The sequence below is a fragment of the Streptomyces sp. OZ13 genome (genome assembly GCF_052068155.1).
GTDB lineage: Bacteria > Actinomycetota > Actinomycetes > Streptomycetales > Streptomycetaceae > Streptomyces.
In genome coordinates this window covers 335,683-357,089 of sequence record NZ_JBQHCZ010000005.1, presented here as the reverse complement: position 1 = coordinate 357,089, position 21,407 = coordinate 335,683, and the positions used below count along the sequence as shown (strand labels likewise).

The following is a 21,407-nucleotide window of genomic DNA, read 5'->3' as shown; positions in this document are numbered from 1 at the left end:
CGGGCCCGCGGCGCGGGTTCCCAGGTGTCAGGAGCCGGCGGAGGGCTTGGCCGACGGGGTGGGCGACGCCGTGCCGGCGGGCTCCCCGGCCTTGAGGGCCGCGGCCATCTCGGCGAGCCGCTCGGGCCCCGCCGTGCCGGTGACAACGGTCGTCGCGCGGTCGTCGGTCAGCACCAGGGCGTCGTACTTCGGACCGTCCCAGAACTGCCAGGTCCGTCCGGCCACCTGCTGGGTCCGCTCCGTCTTGACGGCCTCGTGCGTGACCTCACGGACGTACTTGTCGGCAGGCCGGGCCGTGGACTGCTCCACCGCCACATACTGGTCCCGGGGGTCGAGGAAGCCGAGGTGCCAGGCGTGGGCCTTGTCCCGCTCGAACGTCACCGAGGTGGCCCGCCACCCCTTGTCCAGCCCGTCGGGCGCCGCCACCGGGTACGGGGCCGCGCGCTGCGCCGTCACCAGTTCGACGCGGTAGTCGACCGTCCTGATCGGGTCGGCGTTCTCGTCGTGGGGAACGAGCATGTAGATGCCCGCCACGACGACACCGATCACCGCCATGGACTGGAACATGCCCCGGATCGTCTGCTTGCCTCGCATACCTGCCACGTCCACCATGTTCGCATCCGGCAGGTCTGCTCATCCGTGGGCCCCTCTGCTCAATATGTCGACGTACCGATAGAGTCGCCCCACCCTCTTTATTTACGGCCGTCGTCGTACAGAAAGGTGCGCTCCGATGACCGAGAATCATCTGCCGTCCCAGCTCGAGGTCTCCCCCGAGGCCCCCGACCGCAACCTCGCCCTGGAGCTCGTCCGGGTCACCGAGGCCGCCGCCATGGCCGCCGGCCGCTGGGTCGGGCGTGGTGAGAAGAACGGCGCCGACGGCGCCGCGGTCAAGGCCATGCGGACCCTCGTCTCCACCGTCTCGATGAACGGCGTCGTCGTCATCGGAGAAGGCGAGAAGGACGAGGCCCCGATGCTGTTCAACGGCGAGCGGATCGGCGACGGGACCGGCGCCGAGTGCGACATCGCCGTCGACCCGATCGACGGCACCACGCTGACGGCCAAGGGCATGCCCAACGCCATCGCCGTCCTCGCCGCCGCCGATCGCGGCACCATGTTCGACCCGTCCGCCGTCTTCTACATGGACAAGCTGGTCACCGGCCCCGAGGCCGCCGACTACGTCGACATCAACGCCCCCGTGTCCGTCAACATCCGGCGGGTCGCCAAGGCGAAGCACTCCTCGCCCGAGGACGTCACGGTCGTCATCCTCGACCGTCCCCGGCACGAGGGGATCGTCAGGGAGATCCGCGAGACCGGCGCGCGGATCAAGTTCATCTCGGACGGCGACGTCGCCGGTTCGATCATGGCCGTCAAGGAGGGCACCGGCGTCGACCTGCTGCTGGGCATCGGCGGTACGCCCGAGGGCATCATCTCGGCGTGTGCCATCAAGTGCCTGGGCGGCGTGATCCAGGGCAAGCTGTGGCCGAAGGACGACGACGAGCGCCGGCGCGCGATCGACGCGGGCCACGACCTGGACCGCGTCCTGAGCACCGACGACCTGGTCTCCGGCGAGAACGTGTTCTTCGTCGCCACCGGCATCACGGACGGCGAGCTGCTGCGCGGCGTCCGCTACCGCGCGGAGACCGCGATCACCCAGTCCCTGGTGATGCGTTCCAAGTCGGGCACCATCCGGCAGATCGACTCCACCCACCGGCTGTCGAAGCTCCGGGCGTACAGCCAGATCGACTTCGACCGCGCGCAGTAGCCCCCAGGGCCGGCAGCGCCGGCCCGGGTGCGGAGCAGCAAACGGAAGGGGCGCCCTATGTGCGGGGGCGCCCCGTTTCCGTGCCGTCTTCCAGGTCAGGCCGCTGAGGCCGACTTCTTCACCTCGACGTCGCGGCGCCTGCGACGGGCCAGCACCACGCGGCGCTCCGCCGCGGTGAGGCCGCCCCACACGCCGTACGGCTCGGGCTGGAGCAGTGCGTGCTCCCGGCACTCCACCATCACCGGGCAGCGGGCGCAGACCCTCTTCGCCGCCTCCTCACGCGACAGCCGCTCGGCCGTCGGCTCCTTGGAGGGCGCGAAGAACAGTCCCGCCTCGTCCCGGCGGCACACCGCCTCCGCGTGCCAGGGACCTGCCTGGTCCTCCCGGGCAGGAATGCGCTGGTGCGGCACGGCGGCCACCTGCAGGGACTGATGCGGCAGTTGCAGCACGGTCTACTCCTGACGACGGGATTCGCGAGCGAGAGACGATGCAGCAGTCCCTACCCGCTGTGCGCACGCCTATGCACTGAGTGGCACTGAGTTCCGACGCACGGAATTGCGGATCGGCGCGTGAGGCGCGAAAGCGCCCCCGGCGCCGGGCCGCGCCCGGCCGTGTCCGCCCGTCGTGCGCGGCCCCGTCAGTGCAGGTGCTTGCGGAGCCGGTCGTGGAGGTCGGAGATCCGCCGGCCGCGCTTCGGCTTCGCCTCGACGTTGCCGAAAATCGTGTAGCCGTTGACGACGACCACCGGCGCCTCGGGATCGGCGGCCTCCAGCGTCACGACCTCGAAGTTCCCGAAGATGCCGGTCCCGCTGCCGCGCAGGGAGATGTTCTCGGGGACGCGCACCTCGACGTTGCCGAAGATCGAGGTCGCGTTGATCACCGACAGGCGCTGTCCGTAGAGCGCCTCGGTGAGGTCGATCTCGATGTTCCCGAAGAGCGAGAAGGCGTTCGTCCTGCGGCCCACGCGCCAACGGCCCTTGCGGGTCGAGCTGGAGAAGACGGCGACGAGGTTCTCGGCCGGGCCGCCCGGGTCCTCCGAGTCGTCGTGGACGTGAGCGGCGGCCGCGTCGGGCCGCCGGCCGGCGGCGGGCAGGTCCCGGACGATCGGTTCCAGCTCGCCCACGGTCTTGGCCCGGTAGACCGCGTCGATGCGCTCCGAATGCTCCTCGGCGTCCAGCCGGCCCTCGGCCAGGGCGTCGCGGAGGATGTCCGCGATCCGGTCGCGGTCGGCGTCGGAGGCACGGATGGCGCCGCCCGGGTCCGGCGGGACGGCCGGCTTCTGGGGCTGCCCGCGGCCGGAGGCCGCTGAATCATGCTTGTCGAGGTCCACGGCACCAGCCTAGCGAAACGCGATAGATCGCGACTAGTGGCCCACGCCGTTCCGGCCTAGGCGGCCACCCGCCCGGACGCGAGCCGTCACGGGAGCCGACGCCGGAGGTCTGGCGGAAACCGGCCTGGCGGGAACCCGCCGCGCGTTCCGGAGTTTCCGCCGGATCCGCCTCTGGCAGTGTCCCGGACGGAGCCCGCCGTACACAGGACCGCCGGATGCCGGCGTGCGAGGGGGCGAGCCGTCGGGCCCCTCGGTGTGAGCACCGGGCAGGGCGGGTCACGAGGAGGCGGGGCGATGCTCGAAAGTCTGGGACTCGACGCCGTGCAGGAGCAGGTCTACGTCTGCCTGCTCAGAGCTCCGGCAGCCGACGCCACGGCCGTGGCGGCCCGCACCGGGATCGCCGCCGACAAGGTGGTCCCGGCACTCGCCCGGCTGGAGGCGGAGGGGCTGGTGACCCGGCGCCCGGGCCGGCCCGACGGCTACCACGCGGCGCCGCCCGACGTCACGTTGAACCTGATGGTGCTTCAACGTATGGACGAGGTGCGCCGGGTGCAGCTCGCCGTCGAACGCCTCGCCGCCGAGCACCGCGCACACGGACAGGGCGGCTCGGGCGCCGAGCCGGTGGAGGCCCTGGAAGGGGCCGCCGCCATAGCGGACCGCTACCGCCAGATCCAGCGCGGCGCCAAGGAGGTGTCCAGCCTGGTCGCCGGCCCGGCCGTGGTGGTGACCGCCTCGGACAACACCGGGCAACGGGACGCGCTGCGGGCCGGGGTGCGTTACCGGGCGGCGTACGAGCGGGCCACGCTCGAACTCGACAGCGCGGACAACCCGTTGCTGCTGGAGGAGTGGGCCGCCCTGGGCGAGGAGATGCGCGTCACGCCGGCGGTCCCGCTGAAGCTGGTCATCGCCGACCGGCGGATCGCCCTGGCGCTCCCTCGCCGGCAGGCGCCGGGGGCGCCGGTCGGGCTCGTGGTGCGCACCGGCATCATCCTGGAGGCCCTCAACTGGCTCTTCGACCGGATCTGGGAGACGGCCCTGCCGGTGCCCGCGGCCATGGCAGCCGTGCCGGAAGGGCCGCTGTCGGCGTCCGACCGGCGACTGCTGTCACTGCTGCTGACGGGCTGCACCGACCAGGCCATCGCCTCCCAGTGGGGCGTGAGCATGCGCACGGTGCAGCGGCGCGTACAGCGCCTCATCGCTCTGGCAGGGGTGCAGACACGCCTCCAACTGGGCTGGCAGGCCGCCCGTCTTGGCTGGATCGAGCCGTAGGCCCGGGACGCCGGAGAGGGGGCGCGCGACGGCGTGCGACCCGGCCCCACGAGGCGGTGGGGACGACGCCGGACGGGCTGTCGCATTTGCGACAGGACGCCAACGCGACAGCCGCGAGGGCTGATGAAAGGCAGTCATCACCTGCCAGTGTGACGGCCGTTCACAGCCCTCGAGTGCTGAAGGATGCCCATGTCCCGTCCCCGCTCCACCGCCACGAACCACAGAGCCGGGCGCAGCGCCGTCGCGATCGCGACGGCGCTGCTCGCCGCCGGGAGCTTCGCCCTGACCGCTCTGCCCGCGCAGGCGACCCCTGCCGCCGCCGAGCCCGACGTGTCCGCCGCCGCGACGCGGTCCGCCGACAAGCTCGGCAGCCACGACCGCGCGCTCCTCGCGACCTACCGCAAGCAGCACCTCGCCCGCACCACCATGAAGAACGCCGACCGGGCGGTCCCGGACTTCGCGACACTGCTGATCGCCGTCCGGGACGGCCGGACCGCCGAGGCGGAGGGAGCGCTCGCGGCCCTCGGGATCGAGAGCGCCCGTACCGAGTCGGCCGTCGGCTACATCAAGGCCAACGTGCCGTTCGGCATGGTGGACCGGGTCGCCGCGATCGAGGACGTCGTCGCCGTCGACGTGGACGAGCTGCTGAGGATCGACGAGGTCCGCCCGGACGGGTCGGACGCCGTGGCCACCGCGGCCGGGCAGGGTCCGGAGGCGCCCTCCGCGAAGACCCCCGACAGCAACGCCTACATGCCCACCCGGGAGACCGGCTCCGCTCAGTTCAAGGAGGGCAACCCCTCCTACGACGGCCGCGGCGTCACCATCGGCATCATGGACACCGGAGTCGATCCGACCCATCCGGCGCTCGCGACCACCACCACCGGGGAGCGCAAACTCGTCGACACGGTCGCCGGGACCGACCCGCGGAACTTGATCGACCTGCTCTTCGACGCGACCTGGCAGAACCTGTCGGCGACGGCCAAGGTGTCGGGGCCGGTCTTCACCGACCAGGTCCGCGGCGAGACGTGGAAGGCGCCGGACTCGGCCGACCTGCGCATCGGCCTGCGTCCGATCCAGCTGCCCCAGGGAGCCACCGTCGTACCGACGCTGGTCCGCGAGTCGGACTCCGCGGTGTGGGTCGACACCGACCTCGACCACGACTTCACCGACGAGGAACTGCTGCGTCCGTACAAGGACAAGCAGCAGATCGCCCACTTCGGGACCGATGACCCGTCGACGCCGGTCAACGAGCGGATACCGTTCACCGTCCAGGTCAGGAACGACTTCTTCCCCGGCACGGTCAGCGTCAACGTGAACGTCATCACCGAGGCGCACGGCACCCATGTCGCGGGCATCACGGCGGCCAACGGCATGTTCGGCGGCCGGGCGGACGGCCAGGCGCCCGGTGCCAAGCTGGTCTCGATGCGTGCGTGCCACTCCTTCGGGTGCTCCAGCGCCGCGCTTACCGACGGCATGATCGATCTCGCCACGAAGCACGGTGTCGACGTGATCAACATGTCCATCGGCTCCTCGCCCGAGTTCAACGACGGGCAGAGCGCCCGTGCCCTCGTCTACAACCGGCTGATCGACGAGTCCGGGGTCCAGCTCTTCATCTCCGCCGGCAACTCGGGTGCCGGTGCGAACACGGTCGGCGATCCGACGGCCGCCGACAAGGTCGTCAGCGTCGGCGCGTCCGTCTCCCGGGCGACGTGGTGGGCGAACTACGGATCGCAGGTGCGTGACGAGCTGGGCGTCTTCCCGTTCTCGTCGCGCGGACCGCGTGAGGACGGCGGCTTCAAGCCCGACCTGACCGCTCCCGGCGCGGCCGTGTCCACCGTCCCCGACTGGCTGCCCAACTCGTCCGTCCCCGAGACCGGCTACACCCTGCCCGTCGGCTACTCGATGATGAACGGGACCTCGATGGCGTCCCCGCAGGCCGCCGGCGCGGCGGCCCTGCTGCTGTCGGCCGCGAAGCAGCGTGACGTCAGCGCCACCCCGGCCGAGCTCCGCAGCGCTCTCTACTCGTCGGCCCGTTACAACGACGAGGTTCCAGCCGTCGCCCAGGGCCGCGGCGGCCTCGACGTCCCGGGCGCGTGGAGGTTCCTCTCCGGCGAGGACACCGCGGTCGAGGCGGTGAGCGTCGTCGCACCCGTGTGCACTCCGCTCTCCGGCAGGCTGCTCACCCCGCACACCGGCAGCGGCGTGTTCAACAGCTGCGCCCCGGGCAGCGGCGGCCAGGGCATCGGCGAGTCCCGCACCTACGACGTGACCGTCCACCGGACCTCCGGACCTGACCGGAAGATTCCGTACCTGCTCTCCCTGACCGGGAACGACGGCACCTTCTCCACTCCGCGCACGGTCCTCCTCGGCCTCGACGAGCCGACCGTGGTCCGGGTCACCGCCGAGCCGGCCACGCAGGGCGTCCACAGCGCGGTCCTGACCATCGACAACCCGGCGACCGAGGCGGTCGAACAGGCCGCGATGCTGGCCGTCGAGGCGGCGACGCCGCTGGCGGCGGGCAGCACGTACGAGGTGACCGGCGTCGCCGAGCGCAACGGCACGGTCCACTACACGGTCGCCGTACCGGCGGGCACCACGGCGCTGACGGTGAAGCTGGACGGCCTCGCCGACGGCAGCCAGACCCGCTGGTGGGCGTTCCGGCCGACCGGCGTCAGCGGCGAGTCCGCCGCGCCCGGCTCCCTGTCCTGCTACTCGGGGTACCTCGACGGAAACGGCTGTGACCCGTCCACCCGCACGTACAAGGCCCCGGCAGCGGGCGTCTGGGAACTGGTCGTGGAGTCCCGGCGCACGTCCCCGCTCCTCGACAACCCGTACCGGCTGACGGCGACCGTGACCCAGTAGCGCCATCGCTTGCCTCGCCCGCGCGGCCCCGGTCCCGGCCATGATCCCGGCCAGTGAGCCTTACCTCACAGGATCGGGTCCGCGCGGGCGTCTTACATTGGATGGCGCTGCCAACGAAGGCACGCTGCTGTCTGCGAAATGAGGAATGGGCGAAATGCCGGAGTTCGCGTATACGGATCTGCTGCCGCTCGGCGAGGACACCACGCCGTACCGCCTGGTGACGGCCGAGGGAGTCTCCACCTTCGAGGCCGACGGCCGCACGTTCCTCAAGGTCGAGCCGGAGGCGCTGCGCAAGCTGGCCTCCGAGGCGATCCACGACATCCAGCACTTCCTGCGCCCGGCCCACCTCGCGCAGCTGCGGCGGATCATCGACGACCCGGAGGCGTCGTCGAACGACAAGTTCGTCGCGCTCGACCTGCTGAAGAACGCGAACATCGCCGCCGCCGGCGTGCTCCCGATGTGCCAGGACACCGGCACCGCGATCGTCATGGGCAAGCGCGGCCAGAACGTGCTCACCGAGGGCGGCGACGAGGAGGCCCTGTCGCGCGGCATCTACGACGCGTACACCGAGCTGAACCTCCGTTACTCGCAGATGGCCCCGATCACCATGTGGGAGGAGAAGAACACCGGCTCCAACCTCCCGGCGCAGATCGAGCTGTACGCGACCGACGGCGGCGCCTACAAGTTCCTCTTCATGGCCAAGGGCGGCGGCAGCGCCAACAAGTCCTTCCTCTACCAGGAGACCAAGGCGGTCCTCAACGAGGCCTCCATGATGAAGTTCCTGGAGGAGAAGATCCGCTCGCTCGGCACGGCCGCCTGCCCGCCGTACCACCTGGCGATCGTCGTCGGCGGCACCAGTGCCGAGTTCGCGCTGAAGACCGCGAAGTACGCGTCCGCGCACTACCTGGACGAGCTGCCGTCCGAGGGGTCGGAGCTCGGCCACGGCTTCCGTGACGAGGAGCTGGAGAAGAAGGTCTTCGAGCTCACCCAGAAGATCGGCATCGGCGCGCAGTTCGGCGGCAAGTACTTCTGCCACGACGTGCGCGTGGTGCGCCTGCCGCGGCACGGCGCCTCGCTGCCCGTCGCCATCGCCGTCTCCTGCTCCGCCGACCGCCAGGCCGTCGCCAAGATCACGGCGGAGGGCGTCTTCCTGGAGCAGCTGGAGACCGACCCGGCGCGCTTCCTGCCGGACACGACGGACGAGCACCTGGACGAGGCCGGTGACGTCGTGAAGATCGACCTCAACCGTCCGATGGACGAGATGCTGGCCGAGCTCTCCAAGTACCCGGTCAAGACCCGCCTTTCGCTGACCGGTCCGCTCGTCGTCGCCCGCGACATCGCGCACGCGAAGATCAAGGAGCGCCTCGACGCGGGTGAGGAGATGCCGCAGTACCTGAAGGACCACCCGGTCTACTACGCGGGTCCCGCGAAGACCCCCGAGGGTTACGCCTCCGGCTCCTTCGGACCGACGACGGCCGGCCGGATGGACTCCTACGTCGAGCAGTTCCAGGCGGCCGGCGGCTCCAAGATCATGCTGGCCAAGGGCAACCGCTCCAAGCAGGTCACCGACGCGTGCGGCACGCACGGCGGCTTCTACCTCGGCTCCATCGGCGGCCCGGCGGCGCGGCTCGCGCAGGACTGCATCAAGAAGGTCGAGGTCGTCGAGTACGAGGAGCTCGGCATGGAGGCCGTCTGGAAGATCGAGGTCGAGGACTTCCCGGCGTTCATCGTCGTGGACGACAAGGGCAACGACTTCTTCCAGGACCCGGCGCCCGCTCCGACGTTCACGTCCATCCCGGTGCGCGGCCCGGGCTTGGCGTAGCTCCGCATACGACGGCTCGGCCCCTCCCGCAGGCTGCGGGAGGGGCCGAGCCGTCCGGGCAGCCGCGTTCTCCGCCCGGGTGACGGCCGGGGAGGCGCCGAACGAGAACGCGGCAAGGCCCGGCAGCCACGTCGCTCTCTGCTTGTCAGGCGGCCGGGCGCTCCTCGTGGTCCCGGTCCGCGACGGTCAGCCTGCACCCGCCGTCCTCGCAGGTGCGCCGGAGACGGCCCCGCGAGACGGTCTGCATCAGGCCGAGGGTCCAGCACATCGGGCAACCGCGCAGTGCCAGTACCCCGACCGGCAGGAGCAGCAGGCTGACCGGGCCGGCGGTCGGGAGGAACGCCACCGAGCCGATCAGGCTACCGAAGCCGATCAGGCCCCGGACGAGGTGGCGGGGCAGGGACGAACTGGAGAAGTCAGGGCCGTCGGCCTCGGTCGTCGTCATGGGTGTCTCCAGGCGGAGGTTCGGGTCTGGCACGGAGGGACTGCTGCACCGCACCGCGGGCGCGGTGCAGACGCGATTTCATCGCTGCGGTACTGAGGCCGAGCGCCTCGGCGGCCATTCGCCCGCTGTAGCCCTGGATGTCCCGCATGATCAGCACGCGTCGCTGCTCGGCCGGCAGGGCGGCGACGGCGGCCGCCACCCTGCCCGCCTCGATGCGCTGGAGAGCCATTTCCTCGGCCGAGCGCACGGTGGCCTCGGGCAGGGGCGCATGGGCCCGCATCGTCCGTGCGCGCCGCAGACATTCGTTGCGGACGATGCGAAACATCCATGACGCCAACGCGCCGGACGCCCTGAGCATCCCGATCTTGCGATACAGGATGATCAGGGCCTCCTGTGCCGCGTCCTCGGCATCCTCGGGTGTGGCGCAGAGCGAGCGGGCGAATCGCTGCACGTTCGGGTGCGAACCCGACACCAGGGCGGTGATCGCGTCGACGTCGCCGCGCTGGGCGGCGACGATCAACTGTTCAGCGGGCCAGGACGAGTCAGCCACGGGCTTGCTTTCGCTTGCGCAGGGCGAAGTAGCCGCACGTGCAGAGCAGCACGGCTCCGGCGGCGACGGCGATTCCTATGATCATGAAGACCTCCCGATCCTGTACCGACGTTCGTCGGCACATATAGGAGGCACGGGCCCGCCGAAAGGATTCGGCCTGCGCCCGGAAAAGTTGATCGCGCCGGTAGGGCCTCAGCTTCAGTACAGGGCGCCAGCGGGTCAAGGGCGCTTCTCGGGCGGGGCCTTGGCCGGGATGTGGCAGTCGCAGGCGCACACCAGGTGCCGCACCCCGGGTACGCCGCTGCCGCAGGGCACGTGATCGCGGCAGCGGTCGTGACGGCCGACGATGCAGCGCGGCGACCGGAACGCGGGCTCGGGCGCCGCCTCGCCGGTCACCGTTCCTCCTCCGGCCGCCCCAGCGCGTTCGCCAGAGCGCGGGCGAGCAGGGAGACACTGACGGCGTCGGCGACCTCCGGGGTCACCCACCAGGCGTCCCCCGCCCGGTCGTGATGCGGACCGTCGTGTCCCGCGGCCAGGACGCAGACCGATCCGCCGCACACCGGCCGCACCACGGCCGCGACGGCGAACACCGACCGCCGCGCCCCGCAGCGGCCCGCCACACCCCGGCTCACCAGGCACCGCCGGCGGCATGGATGTTCCGCTGGTCGATGTCCACCCCGACGGTGGCCGGCCACAATGCCCGCCGCCGCCTGCGCTGCGCGGCCGGGCAGGAGTACGCCTCGACATAGGGGCGGGCGAGCGGCGACCGGGCGCCGTCGAGGAACGTGGACTGCTCGCGGGCGTACGGTGACCGCCGCCGGGCGGGGACGCGAGTCGGGCGGGATGCCGGGCCGTTCAGTCGGCGGCGCTGCGCCGCCGGCGCCTCCCGGTGCCTGCCGGTGGGCGGCAGCGTCAGCATCAGCAGCCGGAGAAGGGCGGGGATCAGGACCCGGCCCAGTGCGTGCGCGATAGGGTTCCGCACGTCATCAACTCCCTTGAAGTTGGTGGCCATGCCCCGGGACCGGTCGCACGGTCGCCGGGGTCTTCACTTGGCTGAAGCTACTCCGCCATGCAGTCCTCTGTATACAAGTACAGAGGGATCCACCCATACGTGGAGATGAACAGCGCTCTACGTTGGACATATGAGCGATACTTCCGAGTCGGGCACGTCCTTGGATCCGAGAAGCGCCACGCCTCTCTACGTTCAGCTGGCCAATGCGATCGCCCAGCAGATCGCCTCGGGCGCCCTCGCACCCGACCGTCCCATCCCGTCCGAGAATCGCCTGGCGGAGGAGTACGGCGTCGCTCGTCTCACCGCTCGCCGCGCGACGCAGGAACTCCGGGAGCGTGGGCTCGTCGTCACAGTGCGAGGCAAGGGCTCCTTCGTCACCCCCGACGCAGGAAAGAACGGCACCGCGTCCGACGCGTAGCGCCGTCCGCGGTGCCGTGCTCCCCGGTCAGGCGAAGCGCTGGTTCACCGAGCCGTCGCAAGCCCGGAGCCGGACCGGCTCGTTCGCCGCGCCGTGGGTCAGGCAGACCCCGGTCGCGGACGCCGGCCGGATCGTGGCTCCGTCGCGGACGAACTTCTGGTTGGGGCCGCCGTGGCAGTCCCAGACGGCCAGGGCCGTGCCCGGTCGGTAGTCACCGGCGGGCACATCCAGGCAGCGGTCCTGGGACAGCTCCGTGTGGACGGTGCCACGGGCGGAGTCGTGCCACCAGCCCTGGTTACGGCCGCCGTGACAGTCCCAGCCGAGCACACCGGTGCCGTTCGCGCTCGTGGCGCCGTCGACGTCCAGGCAGTCGCCGGTCGCCTCGTTCCGCAGCGGCTTGAAGGCGTCGTCCCAGGCGTACGGGACCAGGGCCGGCTTCCCCGTCGAGTCGACGTCCGCGCAGCTCGCCTCCCGCAGACCGGAGTCGTAGAGCTGGGTCAGGCAGGACGCGAAGGCGGCGTGCCCGCGGATGTTGGGGTGGAAGGACTGCCGCACGGAGTTGGCGTCCGGGGGGAAGTGCCCGAGGTCGATGTACAGGCCGCGGGCCCAGGGGTCCTGGTAGCAGACCTCATGGCCGTGGAAGAGGCGGGAGTTGTCGAGGTACACGGCCCCGGTCGCGCGTGCGGCCTCACGCATGCCGCGCTGGAAGGCGGGGACGGCGGCGTTGCGGCCCCACACGGTGTCGGAGTCGTAACCCATCCCGCCGCAGGCCAGTTTGCCCGGGAAGTCGGGGTTGTCACGGAAGTCGGGTCCGATCGGGCTCGGGTAGCCCATGACGACCAGCTTGTAGTCGCCGTCCCGGTATCCGGCGTCGCGCATCACGGTGCGCAGGTCGCGCACGGTCTGCTCGACCTTGGGGACGAGACCGTCGACGCGGGCCTGCCAGCCCGGTGCGTACTTGGGCTCGCAGGGCCCTTGCAGCAGGATGTAGCGGGTGACGCAGTCGGTCATGACGGGACCGAACTGGAGGTCGTCGTTGGCGCCGGCGACCAGTAACACCATCTTGACGCGGGTGTTGCGGGCCTTGACGGCGAGGTTGTCACTCTGGACCAGCTCGTCGGCGTACTGCTTGCTGCCGCCGATGCGGATGTTGGGAGTGGACGCACCGGAGCAGGACACGTTGTACGTCACGTCGGCGGGGATTCCGGTGCGGTGGATGGCGGCGTCCGGCGAGCGGTGGCACCAGTTGTCGGGCCCGTTCGTACCGGGCTCGTAGGTGCCGGTGCCCTCGCCGGAGATCTCGCTGTCGCCGAGCGAGACGAGGGAGGACCTGCGTTCGGCCGGCGGACGCTCCGCGGGGCTGCCGTAGAGGGCGGTCGCCTCGGCGGCCCGGACGGCCTCGAGTTCGGGCGGCAGGGGTACGGTCGCGGAGCCGGCGGGCTCCGCTGCCGCGGGAGCGGCCACCGCCAGGCCGCTCAGAACGGTGACGAGCGCGGCGGCGGCCGCCATGGTGCGACGGAGTCGAAGTCTGGGAACGGTGCCTTTCATTGCGCCTCCCCGGGTTGTGGTTACCCGGGGTATTTACTGGCGGGTAGCGCAGTTGGGAATAGGCAGAACAAGACAAGTGCTCAACTTTTTCAGGAGGTACGACACGATGAGCGACGCCGACGAGTACCGGACCGAGCACGATTCGATGGGTGAGGTGCGGGTTCCCGTGCACGCCAAGTGGCGGGCGCAGACCCAGCGGGCCGTGGAGAACTTCCCCGTCTCCGGTCAGCGTCTGGAGCGTTCGCACATCGAGGCGCTGGCCCGTATCAAGGCCGCCGCCGCCCAGGTCAACGCCCAACTCGGCGTGCTGGACAAGGATGTCGCGGAGGCGATCGCCGCCGCCGCGGCCGAGGTCGCGGAGGGGCGCTGGGACGAGCACTTCCCGGTCGATGTCTTCCAGACCGGCTCCGGCACCTCCTCCAACATGAACACCAACGAGGTCGTGGCCACCCTCGCCACCGAACGCCTCGGCCGCGATGTGCACCCCAACGACCATGTGAACGCGTCCCAGTCGTCCAACGACGTCTTCCCCTCCTCCATCCACATCGCGGCGACCGCGGCCGTCACCCGCGACCTGATCCCCGCCCTGGACCACCTCGCCTCCTCCCTGGAGCGGAAGGCCACCGAGTTCGCGACGGTCGTCAAGGCGGGCCGTACGCATCTGATGGACGCGACGCCCGTCACCCTCGGCCAGGAGTTCGGCGGCTACGCGGCCCAGGTCCGGTACGGGATCGAACGGCTGAAGGCCTCGCTGCCCCGCCTCGCGGAACTGCCCCTGGGCGGCACGGCGGTGGGCACCGGGATCAACACCCCGCCCGGCTTCTCCGCCGCCGTCATCGCCGAGGTGGCCCGCGCGACCGGGCTGCCCCTGACGGAGGCGCGCGACCACTTCGAGGCGCAGGGGGCCCGCGACGGCCTGGTGGAGACCTCGGGGCAGCTCCGTACGGTCGCGGTCTCGCTCACCAAGATCTGCAACGACCTGCGCTGGATGGCTTCGGGGCCGCGCACCGGTCTCGCCGAGATCGCCCTCCCCGACCTCCAGCCCGGCTCATCGATCATGCCGGGCAAGGTGAACCCGGTGATCCCCGAGGCGGTTCTGATGGTGGCCGCTCAGGTCACCGGCAACGACGCGACCGTCGCGACGGCCGGCGCGGCCGGCAACTTCGAGCTCAACGTCATGCTGCCGGTGATCGCCAAGAACCTGCTGGAATCGGTCAGACTTCTGGCCAACGCCTCGCGCCTGCTGGCGGACCGCACCGTCGACGGCATCACGGCCGACGCGGAACGGGCCCGCGAGTACGCCGAGTCCTCCCCGTCGGTCGTCACCCCGCTCAACAAGTACATCGGCTACGAGGAGGCGGCGAAGGTCGCCAAGAAGTCGCTCGCGGAACGCCGGACTATCCGTGAAGTGGTGCTCGAGTCCGGCTATGTGGAGCGGGGAGACCTGACCGTGGAGCAGCTGGACGAGGCACTTGACGTGCTGCGCATGACCCACCCGTGACGCCATGGCCGTGACACGGCCCGTGACACGCCTCGCAGCGTTGCCCGTTCCGTACTCCTAAGATCTGCTCATGACAGGCACGGGAGGCCCGGCACACGGAACGGGCAGGACGGAACCGCACAGGACCGACGCGGAGAGCCCCGCGCGCTGGGAGCCGGGGGACCACATCCTGTGGCGCTACCGCGGGCATTCCCCGGGCCGCGCCGGCCGCTCGTTCCACATCTGCCGGCCCGTGACCGTCGTCCAGGACACCGACGAGCTGCTCGCCGTCTGGATGGCCCCCGGCACCGAGTGCGTGAAGCCGGTGATCGCGGACGGCACCCCGGTGCACGAGGAGCCGCTCGCCACCCGCTACACCGCGCCCCGCGCCACCGCCCGCACCCGCTGGAGCGGCAACGGCGTGCTGAAGCTGGCGCAGCCCGGTCTGCCCTGGTCGGTATGGCTGTTCTGGGAGCACGACTGGCAGTTCCGCAGCTGGTACGTCAACCTCGAGGAGCCCCGTACCCGCTGGTCGGGCGGCGTCGACTCGGAGGACCACTACCTCGACATCTCCGTCTACCCCGACCGCAGTTGGCTGTGGCGGGACGAGGACGAGTTCGAACAGGCGCAGCGCGTCGGCCTGATGGACGCGCGGACGGCGAGGGGCGTACGGGAGGCGGGCCGGGCGGCGGTCGAGGTGATCCGCGCCTGGGGTGCGCCGTTCTCCGACGGCTGGGAGGGCTGGCGGCCCGACCCCACCTGGCACGTACCGGCCCTTCCGGCCGACTGGGACCGGCTGCCGGCGCGACAGGCGGCCTGATCCGGGCGCTCCGGCCGGTTCCCGACGGGAACGCGCTCCGGCGTATACGACCTCGTGAGACTCTTGATGCGCCCCCTGGGGGCAAACGTAGGATCGTCGTCCGCAAGGCTGCGCCGTACGAGGGAGCAGGAGCGCAGGGCCCGACCGTTCAGTCATTCAGCAGTCACAGAGCGTCCAGTCACCGAGCGTCTCGCAAGAGGCAGCACGAGTCACTCACCACAGGGGGTTGAGCTGTGCCGGAAGCCCGCCACCCTGTCGACGTCACCCCCAGAGCGGGTATACCGCCCCATGAGGCGATTGCAGCGCACCACCGGCCCGGATGGACGGAATCCCACGCGTGACGGAGCATCCCACCTCCCACGAAGGCCGGCAGCCCCTGGCTGCCCGGTCCCAGGAACGCACCCGGCCGCGGGCGCAGGCGGCCGGGGCATCACCCGCGCCCGCCGGGCCGCCGCCCAAGCCTCAGCCCCAGCCCCAGCCGCAGGTGCACACGGCGCCGCTGCAGGCCCAGGACATCGCGGGGACCGCGAGACGGGAGGGCGACCGGCTGCGGTTCGTAGGAGCCGCCACCCGGCGGATCGCGCGCGGCATCGACCTGGACGAGATCGTCCTCGGTCTGTGCCGGGCCACCGTGCCGACGTTCTCCGACGCGATCCTGGTCTACCTCCGCGACCCGCTGCCGGTCGGCGACGAACGGCCGGTGTCCCCGTTCGTGCTGCGGCTCCGGCGCACCGACAGGCTGCGCTCCAGCGCCGACGACACGGACCAGGCCGGCGTCGGCGCCATGCCGCTGCTCGACGCCGGGAGCGAGCCCACACCCGCCGCCGAGCTCTGTGAGGTCCGGTCCGGGGGAGCCCTCTCCGAAGTGCTGCGGGGCGTGCGGCCCGTCTTCGGCGACTCGGCCGCGGCCCGCGCCGCACTGCCCGAGCTGCTCGGCGACGGACGTTCCGTACCGACCGGCCATCGCGCGATACTCGCGCCGCTGCGCGGTCGCCGCCGGGTGATCGGCGCCGCCGTCTTCCTGCGCCGCCCCGACCGGCCCGCCTTCGAGCCGAACGACCTGCTGGTCGCCGCGCAGCTGGCGACCCACACGGCGCTCGGCATCGACAAGGCGGTGCTGTACGGCCGCGAGGCGTACATCGCCGACGAGCTCCAGCGCACGATGCTGCCCGACTCGCTGCCCCAGCCGACCGGCGTACGGCTCGCCTCCCGCTATCTCCCGGCGGCCGAGACCGCACGCGTGGGCGGCGACTGGTACGACGCCATCCCGCTTCCCGGCAGCCGCGTGGCGCTGGTCGTCGGTGACGTCATGGGCCACTCGATGACCTCCGCCGCGATCATGGGCCAGCTGCGGACGACCGCGCAGACCCTGGCCGGCCTCGACCTGCCGCCCCAGGAGGTCCTGCACCACCTGGACGAACAGGCCCAGCGCCTCGGCACCGACCGCATGGCCACCTGCCTCTACGCGGTGTACGACCCCGTCTCGCACCGGATCACCATCGCCAACGCCGGTCACCCGCCGCCCATCCTGCTGCACCTGGGCGGGCGCGCCGAGGTGCTGCGCGTGCCGCCCGGCGCCCCCATCGGCGTCGGCGGTGTCGACTTCGAGGCCGTGGAGCTTGACGCCCCGGCCGGCGCGACGCTGCTGCTCTACACCGACGGGCTGGTCGAATCGCGGCTGCGTGACGTGTGGACGGGCATCGAGCAGCTGCGGGAGCGGCTCGCGGACACCGCGCAGCTCACCGGCCCCGACCACTCGCCGCCGCTGGAGGCCCTCTGCGACGACGTGCTCGACATGCTGGGCCCCGGTGACCGCGACGACGACATCGCCCTGCTCGCGGCCCGCTTCGACGGGATCGCGCCGAGCGACGTGGCGTACTGGTTCCTCGAGCCGGAGGACGCGGCCCCGGGCAGGGCCCGCCGTCTCGCCCGGCGCGCACTGGCCCGCTGGGGCCTCGAGGAGCTGTCCGACTCGGTGGAGCTGCTGGTCAGCGAGGTCGTCACCAATGCCGTGCGGTACGCGGAGCGGCCGGTGACCTTGCGGCTGCTGCGCACCGATGTGCTGCGCTGCGAGGTCGGCGACGACTCGCCGCAGCTGCCCCGCCAGCGGCGGGCACGGGACACGGACGAGGGCGGACGCGGTCTGTTCCTGGTGAACCGGCTCGCGAGGCGCTGGGGCGCGACCCGGCTGTCGACCGGCAAGGTCGTCTGGTTCGAGCTGCCCACGCGGGCCTGACAGACATACGCAGGCGCCCGCACCCCGAGGCCGGGGTGCGGGCGCCTGCGTCGTGTCCGGGCCCGTCAGGGCTGGGGCGGGCGGCGGTCGGTGTCCTTGTCCGGGTCGCCGTCACCCGGCTCGACGGGAGGCGTGAACGTCCCTGTCGGCGGTGTGATCGTCGTCGTCGGCGTCGGGAACTCGTCCGTCGGCGTCGGGTCCGCCGTACCGGTGTCCGTGGGCGTGGGAGTGGGGTCCTCGGTCTCCGTCTCCGTCTCCGTGGGGGTCGGGGTCGGGTCCTCGGTCTCCGTCTCCGTCTCCGTCGGGGTCGGGTCCGGGCTCGCGATCTCCGCGACGTCGAGGTCGAACTCGGCGTCGGAGCCGCCGTTCAGCGCGCCGAGCGTGTAGTCGGCCCAGATCCTGGCGGGGAAGCCACCGCCGTTGGCGCGGCCGGCCTGTGCGGTGCCCGTGAGGGACACCTGGCCGCCGCCCTCCTTGGGCGACTCGCCGAACAGGGCCACCACGGTGGTGAGTTCGGGGGTGTAGCCCGCGAACCAGGCTGACCGGTTCTTCTCCGAGGTGCCCGTCTTGCCCGCCGCTTCGTAGAAGCTCGACCTCGCGGCGATGCCGGAGCCGTTCTTCACCACGCCCGTGAGGCCCGCGGTGACCGTGTCGGCCGTCTCACGGCTGATCACCTGGCTGCCGATCGGGTCCTGGACCTCGAACTCGCGGTCCTTGTGCTCGGCCTTGCCGACGATCGTCGGGGTGACCTTCTTGCCGTGGTTGTCGAGGGTGGCGTAGACGCCGGCCATGTCCCAGGTGGAGGCCCCCATCACGCCCAGCGAGATCGAGGGACGCTCGGGGAAGTTGACGTCCGGCATGCCCAGGTCGAGCGCCGTCTCCTTCACCTTGTCCAGGCCGACGTCGACGGCCATCTGCGCGAAGGCGGAGTTGATGGACCTGTTCAGCGACGTCTGGACGCTGACGGGGCCGTAGCTCTTGTCGAGGTCGTTCTGCGGGTTGAACGGGGTGTCGCTGCCCTCGACCGGGCGCTTGCTGGTGCCGTCGTAGACCGTGTTGAGGCCGATCGGGTCGCCGTCCTGGGTCTCGGAGCCGTTCTCCAGGGCGGAGGCGAACACGACAGGCTTGAAGGTGGAGGCGGGCTGGTAGTCGCGGCGGGTGGCGTTCGACAGCCAGTGCTCGGTGGCGTCCACGCCGCCGTAGAGGGCGACGACCTTGCCGGTCTTCGGATCGACGGAGGTGGCGCCGGCCTGCACGGTGGCGTCCACGGTGTTGCCCTTGCGGTCGAGTTCGTCCTCGAGCTGCTTCTTGACCGCGCTCTCCAGCTCCTTCTGGCGCTTGGAGTCGATGTTCAGGGTGATCGTCCAGCCGCCGGCGTCGAGGTCGGCCTTGTCGATGCCCTGGCGGGACAGCTCCTGCTTGGCGGCGTCGACGATGTACCCGGCCTGGCCGCTCAGGCCCGCCGCCGCCTTCGGGGCCTGCGGGACGGGGAACTTCAGGCTGTCGCGGGCGCTCTTGTCGAGCCAGCTCTCCTCGACCATGTTGTTGAGCACGTAGCTCCAGCGGTTGGTGACCGTCTCCTTGGTCTCGTCGGAGGCGACGGCCCAGTCGTAACTGCTGGGGGCCTGGACGAGAGCCGCCAGGTAGGCACCCTGGGCGACGTTCAGCTTCTCGGCGTCGACGCCGTAGTACGCCTGGGAGGCGGCCTGGATGCCGTACGCGCCACGGCCGAAGTAGCTGGTGTTGAGGTAACCGGCGAGGATCTCGCTCTTCTCCTTCTTCCGGTCCACCTTGAGCGAGATCACCAGCTCCTTGAGCTTGCGGCTGACCGTCCGGTCCTGGTTCAGGTAGTAGTTCTTGACGTACTGCTGGGTGATGGTCGAGCCACCCTGCTTGCCCTGCCCGGTGAGGGTGTTCTTCAGACCGCGGAGCGTGCCCTTGATGTCGACGCCCGAGTCCTGGAAGAAGGTCTTGTTCTCGGCGGCGACGAAGGCGTACTGGACGTCCTGGGGAATCTTGTCCAGGCCGACGATCTCCCGGTTGACCTCGCCGGTACGGGCCAGGACCTTGCCGTCGCTGTACTTGTAGACGTTGCTCTGCAGCTTGGCCTCTGCGTTGGCCTCGGGGACCGGGACGAGCAGGTAGGCCACGAAGAACACGCCCATCGCCAGCAGGCAGAGGCCCAGGAACGTGCCGAGCATCTTCTTGAACGTGAAGAAGCGGCGTATGCCCGAGGGCCTGGTTTTTCTCGCCCGGCGCGCACCGCGCTGCCGGGCCTGTCGCGCTTCCGCTCGGCCCATCGCTCCGTCGCTCCCGCTCTGTCGGCCAGCCGGCTCACTCGTCCGGCGTTCTGGTCACCGGTGTCTGCCCGGAATCAGCTCAGAAAGCTAACACCGGTCACCCAGACAAAGAGGAGCTGATCCCCCCTTTTCCGGACGTGAGAATGAGCACCCCGTCTCAAGGAACCGACTCACGAAAGGGCCGCAAGGTTGCCACATGCGTTAAAGTGATATCAGTTTGCTAGATCGACGACGAACCGGCGTACGGCACTGCCGTGCGCGGAAACGGGGACGACCATGCCCGCCACCTCCAGCCACGACGCAGCCTCCGGCGTCAGGAACGCCGCGGCCGACACACCGGAAGTACCGGAGATGCCCCAGCCGCGGGTGCGTGAGTTCGCGGCCCACAGCATCGGGGGCGGCCTGGCGCTGCTGCTCGGCCTCCTCGGGCTGGCGGTGGGGGCGGCGCTCGTCGTCGCCGCCACGGCGTCCGACTCGGCCGGCACCAAGGCCGTACTGATCACCGGCGGCATCGTGATCGGCATCGCCGCGTTCCTCGCCATGTGCGGCCTGAACATGGTCGCCCCGGGCGAGGCACGCGTCGTCCAGCTCTTCGGCCGCTACCGGGGCACGATCCGCACGGACGGACTGCGGTGGGTCAACCCGCTCACGTCCCGGACCAAGATCTCCACCCGGGTGCGCAACCACGAGACGGCCGTACTGAAGGTCAACGACGCGTACGGCAACCCGATCGAGCTCGCCGCGGTGGTCGTGTGGAAGGTCGAGGACACCGCCCAGGCGATGTTCGAGGTCGACGACTTCCTCGAGTTCGTCTCCACCCAGACCGAGGCCGCGGTCCGCCACATCGCCATCGAGTACCCCTACGACGCCCACGACGAGGAGGGCCTCTCGCTGCGCGGCAACGCGGAGGAGATCACGGAGAAGCTCGCCGTGGAACTGCACGCACGCGTCGAGGCGGCCGGTGTCCACATCATCGAGTCCCGCTTCACCCACCTCGCCTACGCACCCGAGATCGCCTCCGCGATGCTCCAGCGCCAGCAGGCCGGCGCGGTCGTGGCCGCACGGCGTCAGATCGTCGACGGCGCGGTCGGTATGGTCGAGGCGGCCCTCGCCCGCATCGCCGAGCAGGGCATCGTCGAGCTGGACTCCGAGCGCAAGGCGGCCATGGTCTCCAACCTGATGGTGGTGCTGTGCGGCGACCGCGCGGCCCAGCCGGTCCTCAACACGGGCACGCTCTACCAGTGACGCCGCCCTCCGAACGCAAGCAGGTGCTCCTGCGGCTCGACCCGGCGGTGTACGAGGCACTCGCCAGGTGGGCCGGGGACGAGCTGCGCAGCGCGAACGCGCAGATCGAGTTCCTGCTGAGACGCGCGCTGGCGGACGCCGGCCGGCTGCCCTCTTCCACGGGCCCCATCGCCCGGCGCGGCCGGCCGCCCAAGGCGCAGCCGGGGGCGTCGGGGGACGCCGGGAGCGGGGCGCCGTAGCAGCCCGGACGGGAGCGGGAGCATCCGCTCCCGTCCGGGCCTTCCCTGGCGTCGGCAGGCCGGGGAAAC

At 71.1% G+C, this 21,407-nt stretch carries 21 protein-coding genes; 10 read left to right on the top strand and 11 right to left on the bottom strand.

Annotated features, from left to right (window positions below; genetic code table 11):
* Nucleotides 1–27 precede the first annotated feature (27 nt).
* Nucleotides 28–594 (bottom strand): DUF4245 domain-containing protein, encoded by a 567-nt coding sequence (locus ACTMTU_RS15085; RefSeq protein WP_441264229.1) that lies wholly within the window; start codon nt 592–594, stop codon nt 28–30.
* 136 nt (nt 595–730) lie between these two features.
* Between ACTMTU_RS15085 and glpX the strand changes: the two genes are divergently transcribed.
* Complete coding sequence (gene glpX, locus ACTMTU_RS15080; protein WP_441263989.1) at nt 731–1,762, top strand: class II fructose-bisphosphatase; 1,032 nt, start codon at nt 731–733, stop codon at nt 1,760–1,762.
* 95 nt (nt 1,763–1,857) lie between these two features.
* Here the strand turns inward: glpX and ACTMTU_RS15075 are convergent, their stop codons facing one another.
* Together ACTMTU_RS15075 and ACTMTU_RS15070 are read right to left on the bottom strand one after the other, a co-directional pair.
* Complete coding sequence (locus ACTMTU_RS15075; protein ID WP_159687804.1) at nt 1,858–2,211, bottom strand: WhiB family transcriptional regulator; 354 nt, start codon at nt 2,209–2,211, stop codon at nt 1,858–1,860.
* Nucleotides 2,212–2,399: 188 nt separating this feature from the next.
* Complete coding sequence (locus tag ACTMTU_RS15070; RefSeq protein ID WP_441263988.1) at nt 2,400–3,092, bottom strand: DUF1707 SHOCT-like domain-containing protein; 693 nt, start codon at nt 3,090–3,092, stop codon at nt 2,400–2,402.
* Between the two features lie 294 nt (nt 3,093–3,386).
* Here ACTMTU_RS15070 and ACTMTU_RS15065 point away from each other — a divergent pair, with 294 nt between their 5' ends.
* From ACTMTU_RS15065 to ACTMTU_RS15055, 3 genes are all read left to right on the top strand, one after another.
* A complete protein-coding gene (locus tag ACTMTU_RS15065) occupies nt 3,387–4,361 on the top strand; it encodes a helix-turn-helix domain-containing protein (protein ID WP_441263987.1) in 975 nt (324 codons plus the stop codon).
* A gap of 189 nt (nt 4,362–4,550) precedes the next feature.
* On the top strand, nt 4,551–7,223 hold the full coding sequence (locus ACTMTU_RS15060; protein ID WP_441263986.1) for a S8 family serine peptidase: 2,673 nt from the start codon (nt 4,551–4,553) through the stop codon (nt 7,221–7,223).
* A 145-nt stretch (nt 7,224–7,368) separates the two neighbouring features.
* On the top strand, nt 7,369–9,045 hold the full coding sequence (locus tag ACTMTU_RS15055; RefSeq protein WP_441263985.1) for a fumarate hydratase: 1,677 nt from the start codon (nt 7,369–7,371) through the stop codon (nt 9,043–9,045).
* 145 nt (nt 9,046–9,190) lie between these two features.
* On the opposite strand, the gene ACTMTU_RS15050 is transcribed toward ACTMTU_RS15055, so the two are convergent.
* The 6 genes from ACTMTU_RS15050 to ACTMTU_RS15025 all read right to left on the bottom strand — a co-directional run bounded on the left by ACTMTU_RS15050 (nt 9,191) and on the right by ACTMTU_RS15025 (nt 11,022).
* Complete coding sequence (locus ACTMTU_RS15050) at nt 9,191–9,490, bottom strand: hypothetical protein (protein WP_441263984.1); 300 nt, start codon at nt 9,488–9,490, stop codon at nt 9,191–9,193.
* Entirely contained in the window at nt 9,462–10,040 is a 579-nt protein-coding gene (locus ACTMTU_RS15045; RefSeq protein ID WP_441263983.1) for an RNA polymerase sigma factor, read from the bottom strand. Before ACTMTU_RS15045 ends, ACTMTU_RS15050 begins: the two co-directional genes overlap by 29 nt.
* Complete coding sequence (locus ACTMTU_RS15040) at nt 10,033–10,125, bottom strand: LPXTG cell wall anchor domain-containing protein (protein ID WP_441263982.1); 93 nt, start codon at nt 10,123–10,125, stop codon at nt 10,033–10,035. Before ACTMTU_RS15040 ends, ACTMTU_RS15045 begins: the two co-directional genes overlap by 8 nt.
* A 134-nt stretch (nt 10,126–10,259) precedes the next feature.
* Nucleotides 10,260–10,436 carry a hypothetical protein gene (locus tag ACTMTU_RS15035; RefSeq protein WP_441263981.1) on the bottom strand — a complete coding sequence of 59 codons (177 nt, stop codon included), beginning with the start codon at nt 10,434–10,436 and terminating at the stop codon, nt 10,260–10,262.
* Nucleotides 10,433–10,672, bottom strand: a complete 240-nt coding sequence (locus ACTMTU_RS15030) for a hypothetical protein (protein WP_441263980.1) — start codon at nt 10,670–10,672, stop codon at nt 10,433–10,435. Before ACTMTU_RS15030 ends, ACTMTU_RS15035 begins: the two co-directional genes overlap by 4 nt.
* Complete coding sequence (locus tag ACTMTU_RS15025; RefSeq protein ID WP_441263979.1) at nt 10,669–11,022, bottom strand: hypothetical protein; 354 nt, start codon at nt 11,020–11,022, stop codon at nt 10,669–10,671. Before ACTMTU_RS15025 ends, ACTMTU_RS15030 begins: the two co-directional genes overlap by 4 nt.
* A 160-nt stretch (nt 11,023–11,182) precedes the next feature.
* Here ACTMTU_RS15025 and ACTMTU_RS15020 point away from each other — a divergent pair, with 160 nt between their 5' ends.
* On the top strand, nt 11,183–11,470 hold the full coding sequence (locus tag ACTMTU_RS15020; RefSeq protein WP_441263978.1) for a GntR family transcriptional regulator: 288 nt from the start codon (nt 11,183–11,185) through the stop codon (nt 11,468–11,470).
* 27 nt (nt 11,471–11,497) lie between these two features.
* On the opposite strand, the gene ACTMTU_RS15015 is transcribed toward ACTMTU_RS15020, so the two are convergent.
* The gene (locus ACTMTU_RS15015; RefSeq protein WP_441263977.1) at nt 11,498–13,018 is read right to left on the bottom strand and encodes a ricin-type beta-trefoil lectin domain protein; all 1,521 of its coding nucleotides are present in this window, start codon (nt 13,016–13,018) and stop codon (nt 11,498–11,500) included.
* A 106-nt stretch (nt 13,019–13,124) separates the two neighbouring features.
* On the opposite strand from ACTMTU_RS15015, the gene ACTMTU_RS15010 reads away from it, so the two are divergent.
* The 3 genes from ACTMTU_RS15010 (at nt 13,125) to ACTMTU_RS15000 (ending at nt 17,554) form a co-directional block, all read left to right on the top strand.
* Nucleotides 13,125–14,519 carry a class II fumarate hydratase gene (locus tag ACTMTU_RS15010; protein ID WP_441263976.1) on the top strand — a complete coding sequence of 465 codons (1,395 nt, stop codon included), beginning with the start codon at nt 13,125–13,127 and terminating at the stop codon, nt 14,517–14,519.
* Between the two features lie 70 nt (nt 14,520–14,589).
* Entirely contained in the window at nt 14,590–15,318 is a 729-nt protein-coding gene (fomD, locus tag ACTMTU_RS15005) for a cytidylyl-2-hydroxypropylphosphonate hydrolase (protein WP_441263975.1), read from the top strand.
* A gap of 337 nt (nt 15,319–15,655) precedes the next feature.
* The gene (locus ACTMTU_RS15000) at nt 15,656–17,554 is read left to right on the top strand and encodes a SpoIIE family protein phosphatase (protein ID WP_441263974.1); all 1,899 of its coding nucleotides are present in this window, start codon (nt 15,656–15,658) and stop codon (nt 17,552–17,554) included.
* Nucleotides 17,555–17,619: 65 nt separating this feature from the next.
* Here the strand turns inward: ACTMTU_RS15000 and ACTMTU_RS14995 are convergent, their stop codons facing one another.
* Complete coding sequence (locus ACTMTU_RS14995) at nt 17,620–19,854, bottom strand: transglycosylase domain-containing protein (protein ID WP_441263973.1); 2,235 nt, start codon at nt 19,852–19,854, stop codon at nt 17,620–17,622.
* Nucleotides 19,855–20,130: 276 nt separating this feature from the next.
* Here ACTMTU_RS14995 and ACTMTU_RS14990 point away from each other — a divergent pair, with 276 nt between their 5' ends.
* Together ACTMTU_RS14990 and ACTMTU_RS14985 are read left to right on the top strand one after the other, a co-directional pair.
* Complete coding sequence (locus ACTMTU_RS14990) at nt 20,131–21,099, top strand: SPFH domain-containing protein (protein ID WP_441263972.1); 969 nt, start codon at nt 20,131–20,133, stop codon at nt 21,097–21,099.
* Complete coding sequence (locus ACTMTU_RS14985; RefSeq protein WP_441263971.1) at nt 21,045–21,338, top strand: hypothetical protein; 294 nt, start codon at nt 21,045–21,047, stop codon at nt 21,336–21,338. Before ACTMTU_RS14990 ends, ACTMTU_RS14985 begins: the two co-directional genes overlap by 55 nt.
* Nucleotides 21,339–21,407: the final 69 nt, after the last annotated feature.